This is a genomic window from Streptomyces sp. SID3212, assembly GCF_009865405.1.
Lineage (GTDB): Bacteria > Actinomycetota > Actinomycetes > Streptomycetales > Streptomycetaceae > Streptomyces.
Map to the genome: position 1 here is coordinate 1 of NZ_WWJY01000159.1, position 1725 is coordinate 1725.

The window sequence follows — 1725 nt, forward strand, 5'->3', positions numbered from 1 at the left end:
CCTCGGCCGGGGGCGCCGAGGCGGGCCCGGCCGGCACGCTCTGCCGCAGGACCTGCTGCTGGGCGGCCCGCAGCTCGGGGCCGGGGTCCAGTCCCAGCTCGTCGGCGAGCCGGGACCGTACCGCCTGGTAGACGCCGAGGGCCTCGGCCTGGTGGCCGGTCGCCGCGAGGACGACGATCAGCCGGGCCTGGAGCACCTCGTCCAGCTGGTGGTGGGCGGCGGCGTGCCGGAGCGTGATCAGCACCCGTCCGGTGAGGCTCGGACCGGTCTCCAGCGCCCTCTCCGCCGCTTCCTTCACGACGGTGAGGTGCTCACGGTCGACGGCGGCGAAGACGGGGTGCGCCTGGATCTGCGGGGGAATCCCGGTGGCCGTCGGGCCGCGCCAGAGGCCGAGGGCCTCGATGAGCAGCTCGGTGGCGCCGGCCGGGTCCCCGGCCTCGGACGCCTGCCTGGCCTCGTCGCGCAGGGCGCGGAAACGCAGCAGGTCCACCGCGTCGGGGTCGACGTCCAGGCGGTATCCGCCGGAGCCGCGCACCAGCCGCCGGGAGGCCGCGCGGGTCGGCAGGTCGGGCTCCAGGAGGCGGCGCAGCGCGCCCACGTGCCGGTGCACCACGTTCACCGCGCTGTCCGGGGGGTCCTGCCCCCACAGCACGTCGAGGATCTCGTGGACGGGTACCGGCTGCCCCGCCTGCGTCAGCAGCAGCGCCAGCAGGGCCCGCTGCTTGGGAGGGCCCAGTTCCAGCTCCGTTCCGTGACGCCAGGCTCTGACCGGCCCCAAAACTGAGAAACGCACAGTCGGCGAGTCTAGGCGGTCACTTCGCCCGGTGACGGGTCGGCGCACCCGTGGAAGGGCAACAGATGTGTTTCCGGGGGGAGTTGACCAGGAGATAGATGTACGCAACAGCTATTAACCGGATCCGCGTGACTGTACGGAGGCGACAAGAGACCCCGACCGGACGGGGGACGCCGATCGGGGCCGAATGAAGGAAGGACGCGGACGGCGGTCGCCTCGCGGCGATGGGCTCCATGGGGCTTCAGCCGAACGATCTTCCCCATGGGCGATTCTCAAATGGGGCCCGGGGACACTGTTCCATCCGCATCCTCAGTGTGTTCAACGGCGGCCCCCCGGAGAATGTTCCCCGCCGTCCCGGGCCGTGATCAGGACGGGAACTCGTCCTCGGGCACCTCGCTGGTCGTCGCGTTGCCACCGATCGACTTCTCCAGGGAGAAGGTCAGGATCGTGTACTGCGTGCCGCCGGAGACCTGGCGGGTGTTGAAATCCGCCTTGTCGTCGAACTTCTGGAACGAGCAGTCACGGGTGAAGGACCTCTTCGACCCGCTCCAGTCCGTGCCCGACGTGAAGTACACGGTGTACGCGCCGTCGGCGACGCGGCGGACGGTCGCGTCCTGGCCCTTGCGTATGTATACGGTGAAGTTGGTCCGCTGCCCCTTGGTCAGGGTGACCACCGCGTCGGACGAGGTGCCGTTCTTGATGACGAGCCGGCCCAGGCCCCCCTGCCGCCGGTCCTTCACGAGGGAGTTGTTGCCGAGGCGCCGGTGCTTGGCCTTCTCCGTACGGGGCAGCTTGAGGTCCACGGCGTAACCGAGCGCGGTCAGCGCGGCGTCGGCCTCCCGCACGGACGCCGGCGCGTCGTCCGAGCGCAGGGTGATCCGCGGCGAGGTGGCGCAGCGCCCGCCGCCCGACCGCGCGTCGACGAGGCTGGT

Annotated in this window: 1 protein-coding gene and 1 pseudogene; both read right to left on the minus strand. The window is 71.3% G+C overall.

Going from position 1 to position 1725, the window contains the following annotated elements:
* On the minus strand, window positions 1-793 hold a 793-nt coding region (locus tag GT042_RS04370), incomplete at its 3' end, for a BTAD domain-containing putative transcriptional regulator (protein ID WP_345943675.1).
* Window positions 794-1158: 365 nt separating this feature from the next.
* Window positions 1159-1725 (minus strand): annotated as a pseudogene (locus GT042_RS04375) (hypothetical protein); the annotation flags it as partial.